The 18,012-nt window shown below is 43.0% G+C and carries 11 protein-coding genes; 9 read left to right on the forward strand and 2 right to left on the reverse strand.

The genetic code is table 11. The features are described 5' to 3' along the window. Positions 1-118: 118 nt before the first annotated feature. A complete protein-coding gene (locus PO771_RS07495; RefSeq protein ID WP_272562640.1) occupies positions 119-1,261 on the reverse strand; it encodes an SLC13 family permease in 1,143 nt (380 codons plus the stop codon). 484 nt (positions 1,262-1,745) lie between these two features. Between PO771_RS07495 and map the strand changes: the two genes are divergently transcribed. Continuing rightward, positions 1,746-2,495, forward strand: coding sequence for a type I methionyl aminopeptidase (gene map, locus PO771_RS07500; protein ID WP_272562641.1), 750 nt, complete (start codon positions 1,746-1,748; stop codon positions 2,493-2,495). A 356-nt stretch (positions 2,496-2,851) separates the two neighbouring features. Continuing rightward, positions 2,852-5,740 (forward strand): hybrid sensor histidine kinase/response regulator, encoded by a 2,889-nt coding sequence (locus PO771_RS07505; RefSeq protein WP_272562642.1) that lies wholly within the window; start codon positions 2,852-2,854, stop codon positions 5,738-5,740. Positions 5,741-5,817: 77 nt separating this feature from the next. On the opposite strand, the gene PO771_RS07510 is transcribed toward PO771_RS07505, so the two are convergent. Beyond that, positions 5,818-8,877 (reverse strand): ATP-binding protein, encoded by a 3,060-nt coding sequence (locus tag PO771_RS07510; protein WP_272562643.1) that lies wholly within the window; start codon positions 8,875-8,877, stop codon positions 5,818-5,820. 313 nt (positions 8,878-9,190) lie between these two features. On the opposite strand from PO771_RS07510, the gene PO771_RS07515 reads away from it, so the two are divergent. The 7 genes from PO771_RS07515 (at position 9,191) to PO771_RS07545 (ending at position 17,992) form a co-directional block, all read left to right on the forward strand. Next, entirely contained in the window at positions 9,191-10,657 is a 1,467-nt protein-coding gene (locus PO771_RS07515) for a 4-hydroxyphenylacetate 3-hydroxylase family protein (protein WP_272562644.1), read from the forward strand. 117 nt (positions 10,658-10,774) lie between these two features. After that, positions 10,775-12,163, forward strand: coding sequence for an APC family permease (locus PO771_RS07520; RefSeq protein WP_272562645.1), 1,389 nt, complete (start codon positions 10,775-10,777; stop codon positions 12,161-12,163). A 641-nt stretch (positions 12,164-12,804) separates the two neighbouring features. After that, positions 12,805-13,302, forward strand: coding sequence for a MarR family transcriptional regulator (locus PO771_RS07525; RefSeq protein WP_272562646.1), 498 nt, complete (start codon positions 12,805-12,807; stop codon positions 13,300-13,302). A 183-nt stretch (positions 13,303-13,485) separates the two neighbouring features. Then, entirely contained in the window at positions 13,486-14,961 is a 1,476-nt protein-coding gene (locus tag PO771_RS07530) for an aldehyde dehydrogenase (protein ID WP_272562647.1), read from the forward strand. A 32-nt stretch (positions 14,962-14,993) separates the two neighbouring features. Continuing rightward, the gene (locus PO771_RS07535; protein WP_272562648.1) at positions 14,994-15,875 is read left to right on the forward strand and encodes a DODA-type extradiol aromatic ring-opening family dioxygenase; all 882 of its coding nucleotides are present in this window, start codon (positions 14,994-14,996) and stop codon (positions 15,873-15,875) included. 25 nt (positions 15,876-15,900) lie between these two features. Next, complete coding sequence (locus PO771_RS07540; RefSeq protein ID WP_272562649.1) at positions 15,901-17,256, forward strand: glutamine synthetase family protein; 1,356 nt, start codon at positions 15,901-15,903, stop codon at positions 17,254-17,256. After that, the gene (locus PO771_RS07545; protein WP_272562650.1) at positions 17,240-17,992 is read left to right on the forward strand and encodes a gamma-glutamyl-gamma-aminobutyrate hydrolase family protein; all 753 of its coding nucleotides are present in this window, start codon (positions 17,240-17,242) and stop codon (positions 17,990-17,992) included. The genes PO771_RS07540 and PO771_RS07545 overlap by 17 nt, the downstream gene beginning before the upstream one ends. Positions 17,993-18,012 lie beyond the last annotated feature (20 nt).

Here is an 18,012-nt window from a genome sequence, read left to right on the forward strand (position 1 = left end):
TTTTATATCCGGTTTTGGTAGTGGGAGGACATCGCCACCAAGTTGAAATTTTATCGTTTTGGGGTGACTTGTTTTTTTAGGTTGATGGTGATGTGACTGAACCACTTAGTGAATGTTTTTACATCAAAGCCAATATAAAGTAATGAACTATAGTTAAAAATCCTAAAACCGAAAAGTTGTATAGGCTAAACTTTATTAGGTAAATTTTACTTTCCTGTGGATTCTTTTTAATAAACAGCTTATATGAGATTACACTAGCTAGAGAGGCAATAATCGTACCAAGTCCACCTATATTGATTCCTAATAATAGAGGCTGCCAATTCATACAGAATTTCGATAAAAGGATTGCAGCTGGTACATTACTTATAAACTGACTTAAAAGTATTGAACTGAGGTATATGGAAGTTGGGCTTTTTAGGTTTTCGCTCGCATATGTGTGTACAACTGCTAGATTGGATATATTTCCTATAAATATAAAAAAACATATAAAGGTAATAAGTAATAGATAATCTATCTTTCTTAATAATTTTATGTCAAAAATACATGCTGTTACCAATGTGATGATGAACGTAAGTTTGTAGCTTATAACTCCAAGTATAGATGCAGTTATCATAAAAAAAACAATTCCCCATACAATTGTTTTTTTTCTATCTGCCATAGGAATAGAAGGGAGCTCCATTTCTAGCACTTCACTATTCAGCCTATGATTTAGAAGATATACAGAAATCATTCCTAGTATCACTAGTAAAAGGACAGTTGTAAAAAACTGCATCGGCTTAATTCCATAATAAGAAAATATAAACAGGTTTTGAGGGTTACCCATAGGAGTTAGACTGCTACCGATATTAGCAGCAATAGTCTGAAGTATAATGGTATCTAGCATCCGAATTTTTGTTTTTTTACTAATAATAAGAGTTAATGGTACAAAGGTTATTAATGCCACATCATTGGTTACTAACATAGAACTAAAAAAACATAATAATATCAGAATAGCCGAAACCCTTTTGCTATTAGTGCATTTATTCAGTATAGCAACTGCTAGCTTATCCAATATTTTAAGTTCTTCAAAGGCCTTTACTGCGAGCATAAGATTAAATAAACTAATTAATACATTAAAATTAATATACTGTAGTTTTGGAGCCTGTATGAAACAGCTCATAATTGCTAACACAAGTGATATAGTAAATACAATGTCTTTTTTTAAGATGCCAAATTTCAAGTACAGTTCTTTTCTATTTTGGGCATATGTATATTCTCTCATAATTCCTCACTTTTTTGTTGTTTTCATTTTCCCCGACTATTTTATATTATTAATCTGTTAAATTCATTATTATCTCATTTCCATCAGGTACAACCATCGTTTCTATTGTTGCTACCTTTTCTCCGGGATCGTAGAAAAATCCGAGCAAATTTTTCTATGCAAATCTTATTGGCATTGTGTGTATGGCTAAGCCAGAAAGTAGCGAGTACTTCCCTAGCACAGCTATGCAACTGTATCGTTTCTCCAGCATGTTTTGTCTGATCTTCTTACACAAAATAGGAATGTATCCGGTATGTTGCCTCATCATTATAAAACCTTTATTCAGCAATGTCATACGATTGTTTCGTTTCATATTCTTTATTGGTGGAGAGGAAAATAGCTGGCTTATTCCATGTATGCGGTATGTTGCTTGTTCACGATCGGAGTGCTACAGTTGATAGGAATAGTTTTTTGAACGTCACGGATAACAGAGGAGCGTTACGACATGATCATATTGAAGAATGAAAAAGAAATTGAACGGATGCATGAGGCAGGTAAACTCCTTGCTTCGTGCCACCAAAAAATCGCTGCGATGATCAAACCGGGAATTACCACATGGGAGATCGAAGCATTTGTGGAGAAGTTCTTAAAAGCGAATGGTGCAACACCGGAGCAAAAAGGCTATCAGGGTTATAAATACGCGACATGTGCATCCGTAAACGATGAGATTTGTCACGGGTTTCCGAATAAAAAACCGCTAAAAGACGGCGATATCGTTACAATTGACATGGTCGTGAATTTGGATGGAGCATTGGCTGATTCTGCCTGGACGTATGCGGTAGGAACGGTTTCACCCGAAGTGGAGCGATTGCTGGATGTAACGAAAGAATCATTGTATAAGGGAATTGAACAGGCGACAATCGGCAATCGACTCGGCGATATCGGGCACGCGATCCAGTCATATGTCGAGGCAGCCGGATTTTCGGTTGTGCGGGACTTTACCGGTCACGGCATTGGGAAAACGATTCACGAGGACCCGGCTGTACTTCATTACGGCAAACCAGGCAAAGGAATGCGCTTGAAAGAAGGAATGGTCATTACGATTGAGCCGATGGTCAACATAGGCTCATGGCATAGCAAGATGGATGCGAACGGCTGGACGGCGCGGACGACAGATGGCAAATTTTCGGCACAGTATGAACACACACTGGCGATTACCAAAGATGGCCCACGTATTCTGACGGAACAACAATAATAGGCAAGCGGTGAAAAAGTTAGGCGCTGCACATTATTTGTTCAGAAAATGTTTAGAAGCATTTGGTAAGATGAAAGTGGGTACGAGTAGAGCCGACTATAAGCAAAAAAGGTTGGAGCCTCAACGTTCCAGCCTTTTTTGTTGTGGCGATATTTTACTGTGAAAAAGTTGCGGTACAGGGGGCATGCATGAGAACAAGGCTACTGGCATTTGGAATATGTCTTTTATCTTTTGCTGTAATTTTTACTCTTTTTTGGGCAGTTATTGAAAAAAATAAGTCAAAAGAGATACCATCCGCCCACCATGGTATCCTTGATTTATCAACATGGGATATTGGGAAACAGGAGGCCATTCCTTTGAATGGGGAGTGGGCGTTTTACCCAGATCAATTGCTTGTACCAGAAGACTTTACAAGAGAAGAAAAAACGCCGACGTATGTCCAAGTCCCTTCTTTCTGGAATCATTATAGCATCAATGGCAAAAAGCGTTCTTCTTATGGTAGTGCAACGTATCGTCTGCAAATTAAGCTAAAAGGTCGTGAACAGATCGTTGGGATTAAAACATCGAACATTCGTATGGCAAATAAAATCTATGTGAATGGGCAGCTGGTAGGATCGAGTGGAGTGCCAGGAAGCCCCGAAACCTATTCGCCGAAAAACACGCCATACGTGCGCTATGTGAATGTATCAGGCGCTAAGCTGGATATTATTGTTCAAGTTTCTAATTATGTGTATGCACCTAACGGCGGAATTTCACATGCGATTTATTTTGGAAGCCAGGCGGCTATTTCCGCATTACGAGAAAAGGCACTTCTATTCGATTGGATTATGCTGACGAGCTTTTTTCTTATGGGTGTGTACTTTCTTGGATTATACATACAAAGAAGAAAAGATAGATCGGTATTATGCTTCGCTCTTTTTTGTTTTTTTTCAGCACTCTATACTGTTACACATGGGGAGAAGGTGTTGTATACGTTCTTTCCCCACATTGATTACTTTTTGTTTCAAAGACTGCAAGTTATTTCAGGTACGATTTCTGCTGTCAGTCTAGTTTTGTATACGTATTTCTCTTTTCCAAAACTATGTTTTTTGTGGTTTGTTCGGGTGATTGTCTTTATAGGCAGTGTGCTTATGATTATGTTTCTTATTTTTCCGATGACCGTTTATACACAGTTGGATTTCAGTTTCGCATTTTTGGGGAGTATCCCGTACTTTTATATGATTTATATCTCCGTATTGGCAGCTGTTAGAAGAGTGGAAGGAGCCGGCTACGTTACAATTGGAGCTCTTTCATTAATGATTGCAATGGTGGAGACAACGCTTAATGTAGATGGATATTCATCTATGAATCTCTTACCTCCTTTTGAGCCGCTCTTATTTATGGTTATGCATTCTTTTTGGATATCACTTCGGTTTTATAATGTGTTTAAAAAGAATGAAGAGTTGTCCATGAAATTAGTAACGGCTGATAAGGTAAAGGATGAATTTCTCGCCAAAACCTCGCATGAGTTACGAACGCCGCTGCATGGAATTATTAACCTGACGCAGCTATTGTTAGACGACATCGGGAAAGAGATACATCCTAGACAAAAAGAGAGCTTATACTTGATTCATTCAACAGGAAAGCGCCTCTCTAACCTTATTCATGATATTATCGACGTTTCGAAAATGAAGCAGGGTGAATTATCTATTTATCCATCTTGTATTGATGTAAGAACGAGTGCTCAGACGGTGCTGGCTATTTTCTCTACGTTACAGCACGAAAAAGGAATCAGGATTCTTAACCATATTCCTCAAGACTTACCCCCTGCTTATGTAGATGAGAATCGTCTGCATCAGATTTTTTATAATTTAGTTGATAATGCTCTGAAATATACGTTACATGGAAAGGTTGAACTTTTGGCTTACGTACAGGGTGAGTGGCTGGAGATTGTTGTGGAAGATACGGGAACAGGAATTCCGGAAGATAAATATGATGAAATTTTTCAGTCGTTTCATCAATTAGAGGCACATATGACCCGGGAGAATAGCGGAATTGGCCTTGGCTTAAACATTACCAAGCAATTAGTCGAATTACACGGGGGGACAATTACGGTAGCGTCAAATATAGGAGAAGGAACGCGCTTTACATTTACGCTACCAATCGCAAAAGAAGAAAGGGAGAAAGAAATACATGAAGAAAACGTGTATTCCCTAAAAAATATAGGAGGACGAGACGTCTCTTTTTCCACTCCGCACAAAATGATCAAGAACGGCGCCTATACAGTATTAGCCGTAGATGATGAGTATTCGAATTTAACAATTGTGATGAATGCCATGAACTCGATGGGGTATTCGGTGATTGCGGTAAAAAATGGAGAGGAAGCGATTGAGGTACTGCAAAGTCATCCGAATATTGATTTGGTTATTCTGGATCTTATGATGCCGCGCTTGTCTGGGTTAGAGGTGTGTAGGCACATTCGACAAACGTCTAGCTTAAGTGAACTGCCTATTCTTATGCTTACAGCAACCGGACAAGTCGGGGATATTCTTGCTTCGTTTGAAGCGGGGGCCAATGACTTTTTGCAAAAACCTGTAGAGCTTGCGGAATTGAAGGCTAGAGTCGATTCTTTGCTGCTTATGAAAAAATCAGCGCAACATGCGATTCAGAACGAACTGGATTTTTTACAAGCGCAAATTACCCCGCATTTTTTATACAATACGCTGAATACCATCGTATCGCTCTCGTATAAGGACAGTGAAAAAATGCGCGAGATCATTCATGATTTAGCGTACTATTTACGTGCCAAGTTTGATTTTAATCGTACAGAGCGATTCGTCCCGATCCAGCGAGAAATTGAACTCGTACGAGCCTACCTGGAGATTGAACAGGTACGGTACTCGCAGCGGCTTCAGATTGTATTTGATATTGACGAGGCTGTTGCATGCTTTATTCCTCCGCTAACCATTCAACCGCTTGTAGAAAATGCAATTCAACATGGAATTGCCCCACAAGTTTCCGGGGGAACGGTGAAAGTTTCCATTCAACAAATGAGAGACGAGGTTTGTATTACGGTAGAAGATGACGGAGTTGGAATGCCGCAAGAACGCATTCGTCAAATTCTTGACGGGCAATACGATGGAGTTGGATTTAGGAATGTCAATAAACGCCTGCAAACGATGTATAATTGTCAGCTGCAAATCGAAAGTGCAAGTGGAGAAGGGACAAAAGTAGTCATGTTAATAAAGGAAGGGGGAATGCGATAATAAGTAGTACAGAAAGGAAAATAACAGGGCTAGCCTCAAGAGGACATGAAACATGACTTCTCAAGGCTAGCCCTTCTTTATAGTAGTTTTTCCTTTGGTAATGCTATTGTAATTGTTGTCCCTGTCTGATCAGAACTTTCGATTTGCAGGCGACAGTGATAGAAGCTTTGTAAACGCCTATCCACATTTCGGAGACCGACCCCTTTGTACTGACCCACAACAATTTCTTTCAGGCGGGATTCCGCAATTCCCACCCCGTCATCAGCAACAGTAATATAAATCATATCTACCGTTTGAGAGATCGAGAGTGTAATCGTTCCACCCGAAAGTTTCGGAGCAATCCCATGGCGGACTGCGTTTTCGACGAGTGGTTGAATCGTGAGAGGAGGTAATAAACATTGAACCGTCTCATCGATCTCAAAAATAACACGTAGTCGTGTTCCATAACGTACTTGCTCAATGCCAAAGTAAGCCCGTACTAGTTCAAGCTCCTGGGCAAGTGGGATAAGTCGTTCCTGGTTATGGAAGTCAAACTTGGCTCGCAAATAATACGTGAGATCATTAATAATATCGCGCATTTTCTCTACATCTTTGTAGGAGAGAGAGATAACCGTATTGAGCGCATTATACAGAAAATGCGGGGTAATCTGCGCTTGTAAAAAGTCCAGCTCATGCTGCAGGGCTTCTTGAACAGATTTTTTCAGTAAGAGCAATGACTCTACTCGTGCTTTTAACTCAGGAAGTTCTACAGGCTTTTGTAAGAAATCATTAGCCCCTGCCTCAAAAGAAGCGATGATGTCACCAATTTGTCCCGCTGCTGTTAGGATAAGAACCGGGATCTCTGTTAGTTTATGAGTAGCCCGGATTGTACGGCATACGTCTAAGCCGGACATGCGCGGCATCATGAGATCTAGAATCACCAAATCAATCGTCGGATGGCTGTGAAGCATATCCAGTGCCTCTTGCCCATTTTTGGTTGCAATGACGGAATGGCCCATCGAATCGAGCGCGTCGAGCAACACTTTTAAGTTCGAGTATTCATCATCGACGACAAGTACGGTATAAGTCGATTCTTTCAATAACTTATATGGCGTAGAAAATGATAGAGTAGCAGTAGCCGCAGCCGCAGGCTCGGCATTGGTGAACAAAGTGTGTTCCTGTATGTCTTTATCCCCTTCATTTACTACTGGTAATGTAAAAGTAAAGCATGAACCTTCTCCTACTGTAGACTGAACGCGAATCGTCCCACCATGTAATTCAATGAGCTGTTTCGTAATGTTTAACCCAAGACCGATTCCCGGATTCTCACTTGTCATATGATCTTCAAGTTGATGGAAGGAGTCGAAAATTTCCTCGAATTTTTCTGCTGGAATTCCTGTCCCGGTATCTTTTACGGAAATCGTTACAAAATTTCCTTCTACATAGCCCAAGAGCTCCATTTTTCCGCTACCTGTATATTTTATTGCATTATCCACTAGATTATAAAAAATTTGCTTCAAGCGATTTTCGTCCGCATAGGCAAGAGGAAGATCGTTTGGAATTTGGTTGAGGAGGAGAAGCTGCTTTTCTTTTTGCATCATTTCGAAGAAAGATATAATCATCTGTGCTACGGCTCTCGTATCAACCGGAACGGGATAAATGCGCAGTTCACCGTGTTTGATTTTCGATATATCAACAATATCATTAATAAGTGTGGCAAGCCGCTTTCCGATCAAGTGAATAGCGACGAGGCCTTCTCTTTGCTTTGGCTCTAGTTCTTCTTTTTTGTCTTGCAGCAATAGTTCGGCAATGTTAATAATTCCATGTAACGGCGTTCGCAGTTCATGAGAAGTTTTAGCGAGAAATTCATCTTTACGTTTGTCAAATGTTAATAGTTTTACAGATAGCTCCTCCACTTTTTTGAATGCGTTGGAAAAGCGTAGCGACATCCAGAGCGAATGCAGCAAGATAAATAGAACAGGCCAAAAGGGTGGCACAATGTTCAAAGGTAAATATCCCATAATATTAAGCGCGATCATGATCGTATACACAATTAAGAAAAGCGAGCTAAAAATCAGATAGAAAGCCCCTTCTACCTGACGAATGGACGCTAGTATTGATATGTATGTGAGATACATCCATATGTAAAGAACAAACATAATTTGCAAAATCTCAAAACGACTATGAACGGATAACGGGCAAGCAACTACAGCTACCAGGAAGATTCCGACTGCCAGACAGATTCGAATCACCCATTTGGAGCATAGCTCTCGGAAGGAATAATACGTGTACATTGTTAGGCCAATCCCGCTGAGCGAGGTAGAGAGAAATTGTAGTTTGGCAAATACATAATAATTGATGGATGGGACGAACATGTACAATATTTTCTCGCCGTGTGTAGCCTCATAAAAGATCGCAGCCAAGCAATACAGTGCGAAATATAGTAAAAATAAATCGCTTCTTCTTTGTGTGTACAGACCAAACAAATACAGCCCCATTATGATGAAGCTCGTCATGACAATGGAATCGAACAGCAAGGCCTTATTTTGCAAAGACGAGATGGATGCCTGTTCCCCGAAATAAATCGGATCGATGATTCCTCCGCCAGGAGTGTAGTCATAGTTTGCGACATGAACGAGTATCTCCACGATCCCACCCGATAGTTGCGTATAGCGGGCATACGGTGTATTTTCGGGAGAATAGGTAGCATCGGTTTTCGGAATGCCGCTTGCTCCGAGCTGTTTGCCATTGATATAGATACGATTTGACATACGGATGATCGATGTTTTAAGGCCGAATACTTTTTCTGCATGCGGCAGCTTTATCTGTAAGCGATAGGTGGCACTTCCAAAGGGCGAAAGCGACTTTCCGTTACGGATATAACGATTCCAGGGAGATGGAACAGGCACGTACTCTGGTGTAGGCTGTGAAACTACAAAGTCATGATGGGTCAGCAGTTGGTTCGGATAAAACTCCCATTCCCCTGTAAGAGGAACAGCGCCATTTTTCGTGAAATCCCATGTGGATAAATCGAGGAGACCATGCTGTGCTCGTGGGGATGCCTGATGGTTGAATTTATTCGTCATCCACCATATCCCATAAAAAATCCCGATGAAAGCAAGGATACAGAGAAAAAAAGCGAGTAGTCGTGTTTTCATGTATACACCTCAACTAGATATAAACAAATAGCCTTTGTAGGATTATTGTATCATAAAATGATGGATAAATAATGAGTATAGTCCTTATTACCTCTCAATAGTTATAGTTTTGAAAATGTTTAGATAATTAAAAATATTATATTGACATGGGAGAACACCCATATTATTATTTTGGTATCAAACGTTAAGTATTTAACGATTTAATAAATTCTAACAATGGCAAGGAGGAACGTGGAAAAGGTAGAGTGTGCGGTATATTTCCACTAAAAATGTAAGCGTTATTATTTCATCTTTATTATAGGGAGGGTTTAGTATGGCAGTACGGACAGGGCAGCAATTTCTTGAGGGTTTGAAAAACGATGGACGTGAGATTTGGTTAGACGGAGAGTTAATACAAGATGTAACGACTCACCCGGCGTTTAAAGGAGCAGCCGAGCATATCGCAAAATTGTTCGATTTGCAGCATAAATATCCGGAAGTTATGACAGCTACTTGCCCGGAAACAGGTGAAAAATTTGGAATTACTCACTTGATCCCGAGAAGCAAAGAAGATATTAAACGAATTCGCAAAGCGATGAAAGTATGGGCGGAAGCGTCTGTTGGCTTAATGGGAAGAAGCCCGGATTATATGAATACAACATTTGCTTGTTTTGCAGGTCATGCGGACGTATGGGCTCGTCGTGGGAATGAGCAAGGTGCACAAAATATGATCAAGTATCAAAAGTACGTTCGGGATAACGATTTAATTATGACCCACTCTATTATTAATCCACAGGTAGACCGTTCCGTATCGGAAGCCGAGCAGGGTGGCGGAGAAGTGTCCCTACACAAAGTTGGGGAAACAGAAGACGCCATTATCGTACGCGGCGCGCGAATGCTGGCGACATTAGCACCGTTTGCGGATGAATTAACAGTATATCCGGGAAGCGATATTCGCCTGCAGGATAAGAAATATGCGATTTGCTTCGCGGTTCCGATGAATACGCCAGGACTTAAATTTATCTGTCGTGATTCTTACAGCAAAGAGAGAAATAAATTTGACTATCCGCTGTCCGCTCGCTTTGATGAAATGGATGCGGTTGTTATTTTCGATGATGTACACGTACCAAAAGATCGCGTGTTTATGGACGGGGATACAGTAGGTTATTCGGAAGTTATTGGAGATGGATACTGGAGAAACTATATCATCTTCCAGGCGATGAACCGCGCCTTAACAAAACTTGAGTTTGCATTTGGCCTTGGCCATATGATTGCTGATACGACAGGGGTAAATACATTCGATCATGTGCAAGAAAAACTCGGGGAAATTTGGAACATGATGGAGATGACACGCGCAGGTGTAGTGGCTGCCGAGGAAGGGGCGTTTGAAGTTGATGGCAAAGGAATCTGGGCACCGAATGATAAGCCGCTGATTGCGCTGCGCGGTTTGATGCCGAAATGGATTCCACGTGCTACTGAACTGCTGAAAGTGATCGGCGGCGGTGGATATATGCTTACGCCATCTTTGAAAGACATGAACGGACCGCTGGCGAAAGATATTACAAAATATTATCAGGCACGAAATTCTGATGCCGAACAGCGCATTCGCTTATTCCGTCTCGGCTGGGACTTTATCGGCTCAGAGCTTGCTGGACGCGGTGATTTGTACGAGCGGTTCTATCTCAGTGACGCTTATCGGATGACAGCTCTAAACTACAAAATTGCAGAAAAAGAACATGCCAAAATGCTAGTTGAGCAGTTTTTGAATGAGCCGGTAGCCGAATTACAGACCACAAAGTAAAATAGCTTGGGATCGCTTCTTCCTGATATAACCAGATACAAGGAAGAAGCTTTTCTCGTATGTAGCTGCTAGAATAGCCAGAATAGATAATCCTAGCAAAAGAGGGGGAGCTTTTCTATGGAAACAGAAACGACTTCTATTAATGGGTCGGTTACGGTTGGAGCATCTGGTCACAAGGCAGAATTAAAACGGGTATTAAAGACGCGTGACTTGGTTATATTTGGAATGGTTTTTATGGCACCTGTTTCCGCTCAGACTCTTTTTGGTTCGCTTGCACAAGTATCACAGGGGCATGCTGTTTTGTCGTATATTGTTGGACTGGTCGCGATGATATTCACAGCGTATTCGTATGGTAAAATGGCAGAGGCCTTTCCGATTGCAGGGTCTACGTATAGTTATACATCACGGGCGATTCATCCGTATGTAGGTTTTATTGCGGGCTGGTGTATGCTGCTCGATTATGTGCTCATTCCTATTTTGTTATATAAACTGAGCGCAATCTATGCGATGGAATTGCTGCCATCTATTCCACTTTGGTTAATGCTGCTTTTGTTTGTCGTTCCAGTAACGGTGTTTAATTGTATCGGAACGCAGATTGCTTCAAGGGTAAATACCTTTATGACTGCAATTATGGTCATAAGTATTGTTTTGTTTGTCGGTTTTGCGATAAAAGCATTGCTTCATGGAGTAGGTGTCGGAAGTGTTTTTTCGATGCAAGGGATTTACAATGCACAAACCTTTACGTGGCCTTCTCTGATCGGGGGAGCATCGATTGCGGTTCTTTCTTTCCTTGGCTTTGATGCAGTAACAACGATGGCAGAAGATTCAAGTGTTTCAGGGAAAATGGTGGGAAAAGCTGCGGTACTAGCCTGTATTGTAAGTGCGGTGTTGTATGTGGCCCAAGTTTATTTTGCTACGTTAACATTCCCGAATTTCACCGCTTTTCAGTCCCCAGATACAGCCTTTTTCGAGATTGCAACGCTTGTGGGAGGGAGCGGGCTGGCTACGCTTTTGGCGTTAATTATTTCGCTTTCCGGTATTTCAACAGCTCTGGCAGGGCAGGCAGCCGCTTCTCGCTTGTTATACGGAATGGGGCGTGAACGTGTACTGCCCAAGTTTTTCGCACATATTCATCCGAAATACAAAACACCAGCCTACAGTATTTTATTTATGGCAGCTGCCGGGTATATCGGTGCCGTTTTGATTGATTTAAGCGTGCTGTTTTTGATCATTGTGTTCGGTGCGTTAATCGGATTTCTCTGTGTGAATTTATCTGTATTCATCGAGTACTACATCAAGAGAAAAGAGCGTTCGTTTACGGCATTTGTTCCGTACGTAGTATTTCCACTGGCTGGATTGGTTGTATGCGCTTACATCATGTGGGGGATGGATCGTATTGGGCATATTGTAGGGGGAAGCTGGCTTGCGCTCGGGATTATTTATCTGGCTATTATGAGTAAGGGCTTCACGAAAAAAGTCGAGATGTTTAAAGAGGATTCGTTTTAGCTGCGTTACAATAGTGGGCTGTCTCGGAAGCCAGAACATGGCGGCGGGGCAGCTCTTTTTTTGTAATGTCGACAACGTTTGGTGAGAGGGAGTTGGAGAAGAGAGGAGCCGTTCGCTTCGGTATGCTTGCAGGGAAGTGGGAACTGTCCGCTCCGAGAGCTCGACGAACTCGCCCGCAAAGAAAGGCATGTGATGTTGATTCATAGAAGGATTGCGGGCAAAGGCCCATTCGTCGTTCTCCCTCCGCTGAGTAGGCGCATACAGGCACTTGAGCTCCTCCCTTCTCCCACTCCCCGCACAACGTTTCGTTTTACAAAAAACACGCGATGTCAGAATAGATTTGCTCGATAGACACTGGCTTTTTGAAAACATGCTTCTTTTATTTTTTTACCTGCATAGCAAAGCTTAGCATCTTGATCTTGCTTGATGATGTTTAACCAAAGCGTGCTAGGAGCGGGAGCGGACAGTCCCCACTTCTTCGTAAGCGTACCAAAGTGACGAGGCCCCGCCCGATCCCGCTCCTCCATTACACTTTGGATAAACCATCCACCAAGAAAGAATAGTTTTATCAACTATCAAATGATATAATGAGTTCATTGTATGGAATCATTTTACATCGCAGATGGTAGGAGGATATACATATGTTTGAAGACGATTTTCTGCCTGAGGAAAAAGATATTATAGACCGACTCAATGGTCAGCCATATAATTTTGAAGCGATGACCGTTGTAACGAATTTATACCGGGCTGCCCAGCGCATGCGAGTAAAAATGGAGCGGGAAGTTCTCTCTGCTTATAATCTTTCTTGGACTGCATTTGACTTGTTACATAACCTTTGGATATGGGAGCCGCTTGAGATGAGAAAGGCAGCCAAGCTGATGGGAGTAACGGTAGCGACTGTCAGCAGCATTACAAACACATTAGAGCGGAAAGAGTTATGTATGCGGCTAGTAGATCAGCGTGATCGTCGACTGGTCCAACTAAAGCTGACGGATCAGGGGAGAGAAGTCATTGAAGATTTATACCCTAAGTTTAATAAGGGAGAAGTTGAAATTATTGAAGGGTTAACGGAACTCGAACAAAAAATTATTACAAATTTGCTTAGAAGAATCATTCGAAATATGGATGACCCTGAATGAAAAGCCAGTCTCAATCGTCATGTACGACTTTTGAGACCGGCTTTTTTTTACAAAAAAACAGAAATATATTCATAGATATCGTTAGATAACAAATGACTTGACAGTGGAATATTCCTGTAATAATCTTAAAGTATCAAAAGGTTCTAATAATTTAAAATTTTCAAGAAGATAGGGGTGCTTGTGTTGGTAACAAAAGCGAGAGAGAAAATCATCGTTGCGAATGTGCCTGTATCACCAGACCATTATATTGGGGGACAGCGTATTTCCTCGACAAAATCGTTTACAGTTATTAGCCCGATAGATGAATCTGTGTTAGGAGAAGTGGCAGCGGGGGGAGCGGAAGAAGTAGATGCCGCAGTACGCGCAGCTTTGAAAGCGTATCCAGAATGGGCGGCATTAGGCCCAAAAGGGCGCGGTGTCTACCTGCGCCGCTTTGCTGATGTTCTTGAAAGTCGGGTTGAAGAGCTAGCAGCAGTAGAGACGATGAGCAACGGATCACTGCTAGAATCGGGCCGCAAGCGTGTCATGAAACGCGCTGCGCTTAATATTCGTTTTTTTGCCGAATGGGCGGAAAATCTAAAGGGAAAAACGTGGGAGTCGAATGGGACCCAGTATAGTGTTCATTATCAACCATCGGGGGTGTCGGCTCTAATTACGCCGTGGAACGCACCGCTCATGTTAACAACCTGGAAAGTAGGTCCGGCATTAGCCGCGGGAAATACCGTCGTTGTGAAGCCGCCGGAATGGGCACCTTTCACCTGTTCTCTGCTTGCTGATTGCGCAGAAGAAGCAGGCCTTCCTGCTGGTGTATTAAATATTGTGCAGGGAATTGGCGAAGAAGCGGGAGCGGCGTTGACCGGACATCCAGGGATTAGCCGTATTTCGTTTACGGGCTCTGTTGAGACCGGACGCATCATCGGAAAAGTAGCAGCGGACCGCATCGTTCCTGCCAGCATGGAACTAGGTGGGAAATCTCCGCTCATTGTCTTCGCGGATAGTGACTTTGAGGCGGCCGTTCGGACCACGATCGGACAGTACGATAATGCGGGGCAAGTATGCTTGGCAGGTACCCGGATTCTTGTTGAACAGTCCATTGCCGATCGCTTTTTAGCGGCGATGACAGAAGCGGCGAAAAAGATTGTACTCGGTGATCCGCGTAACGAAGAGACGGATGTAGGGCCGTTAATCACACGCGAACATATGAACAAAGTAGAAGGCTTTGTCGAGCGTGCGAAAGCGCAAGGAGCACGACTTTTGTACGGTGGTAACGTATCTGAACAACTGGGCGGGCTGTATTTTGAACCGACATTGTTTACAGACGTTCCAGAACATGCGGAGATTTTAAAAGAGGAAGTATTCGGCCCTGTGCTGACGTTCCAGACTTTTAGCACAGAAGAAGAAGCCATTCAAATGGCAAACAATACGGAGTACGGATTAGCTGCTACGATCTTTACGGGAAATGAAGCACGAGCGAAAAGAGTTGGAAGCGCAATCACAGCCGGAACCGTATGGATTAATACATTTTTTGCCCGTGACTTATCGGCTCCGTTTGGCGGAAGCAAGAAGTCAGGGATCGGACGCGAAGGTGGGGATTGGAGCTTTGATTTCTTCTGTGACATTGTCACGCTAGCTCATAAGACAGATTCATTCAATTCATAAAAAATCCTAGTAAAAAATAAGGAGTGATATAAATGGGTGAAATTATTGGGGCTGCTATTTTGTCGCATGTTCCGACGATTATGTTACCGGAGCGGGTTCGACTGGAAATGAACAAAGGAAAAGGCGATACAACGCTGATCGAAGGATTGAAACGACTGCGTTCTGAAGTGCTTGATCAACTAAATGCGGATACATTCATTATTTTCGATTCACACTGGCATACGACATTTGAAATGGTCGTAGACGGGCGTGAGCATTATGAAGGGCTTCACACATCAGATGAAATGCCGCGCAGTTTGCAGGATATTCCGTACAACTATGACGGCGACCCTGAACTGGCGACGATTATTGAAGAAACAGCGAAAAACTATGATGATGTGTGGGTTCATGTAAGCCGGAATGCAAACCTTCCGATCCATTATGGCACGGTCAATCTGGTACACCATCTGCATCGTGGGGAACGAGTGCTTTCTATTGGGACATCACAAACAGGAGAACCGGAAGATTTCCTGCGATTCGGAGAAATGCTGCGGGAAGCGATTGAAAAAAGCAACCGGCGCGTTGTGTTGCTAGGCTCTGGCGGACTTTCACACAAGTTTTATTCGCTGCGTGATATCAGGGTGTATGAAGAATATGATCCGAAATACCTCATTTCTCCAGAAGCGCGTGAAATTGATGAAAAAATCATCAGTTTATTCCTGGAAGGGAAACATGGTGACGTGATTGATCTTGTGCCTGAATTCCGCACATTCAGCCCAGAGGGGCGCTTCGGACATTATCTCATGATGGCAGGCGCACTCGGGCAAAAAGCATGGACGGCTCCGGGGCAGAAGTTCTCTGAGTATGAGGCGTCAGCAGGAACAGGCCAGGTGAACATCTGGTTTCCAAGACCAGCAGCAGGATGGGAAGGATAATCTATACGGATAGGGAGGCGAATCCATGGCAATCGGTGCAAATTTCATAGGCAATAACAAAGGGCGCCAGTCCGCTATCGAGCAATCGATGCAGGAATTGGAGCAAAAAGGGGTTAAGTTTGTCCGTCTGCTGTATAGTGATATTCACGGATTTCCGCGTGGAAAGGATATTCCGTTAGAATTCTTCCCTTCTGTTGTGGAAGAAGGGCAGGCATTTTGCTACTGGAATATTGTAGATGGCCTTGATGGAAGTCCGCTGCATGCTCCCGAAATGCCGGATCGTGGCTACCCGGATATGAAAGCGATTCCGGACTTATCGACTCTAGCGATGATCCCGTGGGAGAAGGATACAGTACAGTGTCTGGCTGATCTGGTTGATCATGAGGGACGGAAAATCGATATTTCGCCCAGGCAATTTTTAAAAAGGGTAACGAAGCTATTTAAGGAGAATCTTGCGGTCACGCCTATTCTTGCACACGAATTAGAGTTTTATCTGTTACAAAAGTCGGGGAATAGCTGGGAGCGATATAGCGACAAGCAGGGCTTGATTTATACAGTAGGATACCGTTCGGATGAGCGGGGGCTAATGCAAAAATTTATGGAAGCGGGTAAAAGTTTGCATTTGCAGGCGACCGCTGCGAATCATGAGCATGGTGGCGGTCAATTTGAAGTGAATATGCTGCACGGAGAAAGTGTTGCTGCGGCTGACCGGGCATTCAGTTTTAAAAACATGATCAAAGAAGTGGCAGCTTGTAACGGCTTGATGGCCACATTTATGGGCAAACCGTTTACGGATCAGCCAGGATCGGGCTTTCATCTTCATCTTAGTTTGGTAGATGAGCATCATCATCACAATGTTTTCTCCGACCCATCTGCACGAGATGGAATAAGCAAAAATATGAAACATTTTATGGCAGGTATATTGCATCATGCGCCGGCTCTTACTGCCTTCCTGGCTCCGACCATTAATGCGTATAAGCGGCTCATTCCGAATAATATTGCGCCGGTAGCGGCCGATTGGGGCTATGACAATCGCCATCGCTTCATTCGGATTCCTCCAGAACGTGGTTCTAGCAGCCGGATGGAAATACGGGGTGGCGATGGGGCGGCGAATCCGTATTTGATTTCTGCGGTATGTCTGTTAGCCGGTTATAACGGAATCATAAAGGAAATGGAATTACAGCCAGAGACGGAACCAGGGAAATCACTGCCGCGAACATTGACAGAAAGTCTAGAAAAATTACATGCAGATAAAGACTTGTGTGATTTAATCGGGAATGCGATGGTTACGGCATATACGGCTGTAAAAAGAACGGAAATTGAACGGTATCAAACATATGTAACAGACTGGGAGCTTAACGAATATGTCTACCACTTATAAACATGCAAAGAAGCCGTTAATCGGCATTACTACATGGAGACGAGATTTACCTACTTTTTTAGGTGAGAAGACGGATTTATATACGATTGGACCAGAATACGTGGAAGCCATTGAAGAGGCAGGAGGAATGCCTATTCTTCTGCCTCATGCCAAACCTGAGGCTGCCCCCTTGTATTTGGATTTGCTAGATGGGTTGCTTGTGTCTGGCGGGGGAGATGTCGATCCTGCTAGTTACGGTCAGACAAATGAGGGCAAGTCTTACGATGTAAAGTCTGGTGCCGACGCTTTTGAGATTGCTTTATTGCACGAGGCGTATAAAAGGAGATTACCGACACTTGGAATTTGCCGGGGCTTTCAAATTATGCAGGTCGCTTTTGGGGGGAAGATGCTGCAAGATCTGCATGAAGTATTTCCGCTTCATCCGAAAAACGAGGGGAAGCCGGAGTATATCTTAAGTCAGAATCATATCGTGTCGTTTGCAGAAGATTCGATTCTAGCCGATGTATACGGAAGTGTAACCCGGACAGTAAACACCATTCATCACCAATGTGTACAAACAGTAGGAGATGGCTGGACTCCGATCGGCTGGAGTGAAGACGGAATTATTGAGGCAGTGCAAGCAAGTGGCGACTGGCTGGCATTAGGTGTGCAGTGGCATCCGGAAAAGTTGAAGGATGAAGTGGAGCATAAGCTGTTTGCGTATTTCATTCAAGCGGCGGGGAAGGTAGAAAAGTAAAGAAACGAAAACCATCTTAA

Source organism: Aneurinibacillus uraniidurans, from assembly GCF_028471905.1.
Lineage (GTDB): Bacteria > Bacillota > Bacilli > Aneurinibacillales > Aneurinibacillaceae > Aneurinibacillus > Aneurinibacillus uraniidurans.

What these genes read in the sequence shown, in the direction of transcription:
- PO771_RS07495 (WP_272562640.1), bottom strand. Translation starts at nt 1,261, where the DNA reads ATGAGAGAATATACATATGCCCAAAATAGAAAAGAACTGTACTTGAAA.
- map (WP_272562641.1), top strand. Translation starts at nt 1,746, where the DNA reads ATGATCATATTGAAGAATGAAAAAGAAATTGAACGGATGCATGAGGCA.
- PO771_RS07510 (WP_272562643.1), bottom strand. Translation starts at nt 8,877, where the DNA reads ATGAAAACACGACTACTCGCTTTTTTTCTCTGTATCCTTGCTTTCATC.
- PO771_RS07515 (WP_272562644.1), top strand. Translation starts at nt 9,191, where the DNA reads ATGGCAGTACGGACAGGGCAGCAATTTCTTGAGGGTTTGAAAAACGAT.
- PO771_RS07520 (WP_272562645.1), top strand. Translation starts at nt 10,775, where the DNA reads ATGGAAACAGAAACGACTTCTATTAATGGGTCGGTTACGGTTGGAGCA.
- PO771_RS07525 (WP_272562646.1), top strand. Translation starts at nt 12,805, where the DNA reads ATGTTTGAAGACGATTTTCTGCCTGAGGAAAAAGATATTATAGACCGA.
- PO771_RS07535 (WP_272562648.1), top strand. Translation starts at nt 14,994, where the DNA reads ATGGGTGAAATTATTGGGGCTGCTATTTTGTCGCATGTTCCGACGATT.
- PO771_RS07540 (WP_272562649.1), top strand. Translation starts at nt 15,901, where the DNA reads ATGGCAATCGGTGCAAATTTCATAGGCAATAACAAAGGGCGCCAGTCC.
- PO771_RS07545 (WP_272562650.1), top strand. Translation starts at nt 17,240, where the DNA reads ATGTCTACCACTTATAAACATGCAAAGAAGCCGTTAATCGGCATTACT.